We start from the raw sequence: 1,587 nt of genomic DNA, 5'->3' as shown, positions 1-1,587 counted from the left end.
TGGGATCCTTCGCGCCCCCCTCTGCCCTGCCGGGCATCTCCCCCACAAGGGGGGAGATTGGCTCTCCGCCCTCACCGCAATTCCACCCACACCGGCGCATGGTCGCTGGCGCCTGGCTCGCCGCGCACATAGCGGTCGATGCCTGCCCCGGCCAATCGGCGCGCCAGTTTCTTCGAGAGCAATATATGGTCGAGCCGCAGGCCGGCGTCGCGCTGCCAGCGGTTGCGGCGATAATCCCAGAATGTGTAGAGCGTCTCCTTCGGGTGCTTCTTGCGCAGCGCATCGGTCCAGCCCTGGTCGAGCAGTGCTGCGAAGGCGGCGCGGCTTTCCGGCTGCACCAGCGCATTGTCGTCATAGGAGCGGGTCGGGTAGATGTCGCGCGGCTCGGGCACGATGTTGTAGTCGCCGGCCAGCACCACCGGCAGGCCGGTGTCGAACAGCTCCGCCGCATGCGCGTTCAGGCGCTCGTGCCACGCCAGCTTGTACTGGAATTTCGGACCGGGCTGCGGGTTGCCGTTCGGCGCATAGAGGCAGGCGACGACGATGCCGTTGACCGCCGCCTCGATGTAGCGGGCCTGGTTGTCGCTCTCGTCGCCGGGCAGCGCCTCGCGGGTCAGAACGGGTTCTGAACCCCGCGCGAGTATGGCGACGCCGTTCCAGGTCGGCTGCCCCAGCCACACCGCGCCATAGCCCGCCGCGGCGAGTGCTGTGCGCGGAAACTGCGTCTGCCTTGCTTTCAGTTCCTGCAGGCAGACGATGTCGGGCTTGGCGACAGTCAGCCAGGCCAGCAGGTTTTGCAGCCGGCCGTTGATGTTGTTGATGTTGAAGGTGGCGATCTTCATCGGGCAGAAATCAGAGCCGGCCCGCCCACGCCTTCACCGCATCAGTCATCGTCTTCAGATGATCGGCAGTGGAGAAGCCGGAAATGCTCTTGCGCGGCTTCAAATCATGGTCGCCATCCTCCAGCCACCGCATTTCGATGGCGTCGGAAAGATCGTAGGTCGCGACCTCGTCCCTGGTCCCGAACTCGTCGCGTGTGCCCTGGAAGATCAATGTCGGCGTCCTGAGATCGGCGAGATGTTTTGTCCGAAGCTGCGTCGGTTTCCCCGGCGGATGGAAGGGATAGCCGAGGCAAAGCAGCCCTGAAATCTCACCCTTCGAAAACATCTCGTCGGCGATCATCGAGGCGACGCGGCCGCCCATCGACTTGCCGCCGATGATGAGCGGCCCCTTCACGCCCTTCGCCCTGAGGTCGGCGATCGCCTTGATGTATTCGGGATTCACCGTCTCGGCGCGCGGCGGCGGCTTGCGATGACCGTAGCGGCGGGCCGCCATGTAGTGGAATTCAAAGCGCGCAACGCGGAACCCGGCCTCGGCCAGCGCTTTTGCCGTGGCGGTCATCGAGGCCGAGTCCATCGGCGCACCGGCGCCGTGGGCTAGAAGGATGGTGGTGGGGGCGGTTTCGGGGCCGTCGAGGAGGAAGGTGGTCATCACAGGGTGCCTCGCAGATGAAGGCCGCGTTCCGTCCCACCCCCCTCTGGCCTGCCGGCCATCTCCCCCTCAAGGGGGGAGATTTGCGGATGCCCC

At 65.7% G+C, this 1,587-nt stretch carries 2 protein-coding genes; both read right to left on the bottom strand.

Going from position 1 to position 1,587, the window contains the following annotated elements:
* Positions 1-71: 71 nt before the first annotated feature.
* Complete coding sequence (locus tag BQ8482_RS12210; protein WP_123147864.1) at positions 72-842, bottom strand: exodeoxyribonuclease III; 771 nt, start codon at positions 840-842, stop codon at positions 72-74.
* Positions 843-852: 10 nt separating this feature from the next.
* Entirely contained in the window at positions 853-1,491 is a 639-nt protein-coding gene (locus BQ8482_RS12205) for an alpha/beta hydrolase family protein (RefSeq protein ID WP_123147863.1), read from the bottom strand.
* Positions 1,492-1,587: the final 96 nt, after the last annotated feature.

The sequence above is a fragment of the Mesorhizobium delmotii genome (genome assembly GCF_900149755.1).
GTDB classification, from domain to species: Bacteria; Pseudomonadota; Alphaproteobacteria; order Rhizobiales; family Rhizobiaceae; genus Mesorhizobium; species Mesorhizobium delmotii.
Note: the sequence above shows the minus strand (reverse complement) of the source record. Positions and strands in the feature narration are given on the sequence as shown.